Origin of the sequence: Bacillus sp. SIMBA_008 (genome assembly GCF_046535495.1) — a bacterium.
GTDB lineage: Bacteria > Bacillota > Bacilli > Bacillales > Bacillaceae > Bacillus > Bacillus subtilis.
In genome coordinates, this window is sequence record NZ_JAWRWL010001367.1 from 1 (window position 1) to 232 (window position 232).

Here is a 232-nt window from a genome sequence, read left to right on the forward strand (position 1 = left end):
TTCCGCAACGACGAAATCGACCTCCCCGCGCCTGAGCTTGCGAAACAGCGCTTCATCAAACCCACCGACGATCAGGATTTTGAGATCCGGGCGGTTTGCGATCGATCGCGCGACGGCGTGAGGCAAATGACGCCGGAGCCAAGCAGGGCCTGCTCCAATGGTAACGGTACCTCGATCCCCTGTTCTGAGCGCCTGAAGATCAGCGCGTGCCTCGGACATCTGAATTTTGATG

At 58.6% G+C, this 232-nt stretch carries 1 protein-coding gene; it reads right to left on the reverse strand.

The annotated features are described in order from the left end of the window. Window positions 1–219, reverse strand: a 219-nt coding sequence (locus SB658_RS27930; protein WP_410603849.1) for a LysR substrate-binding domain-containing protein, incomplete at its 3' end; no start/stop codon positions are given. Between the last annotated feature and the right edge of the window lie 13 nt (window positions 220–232).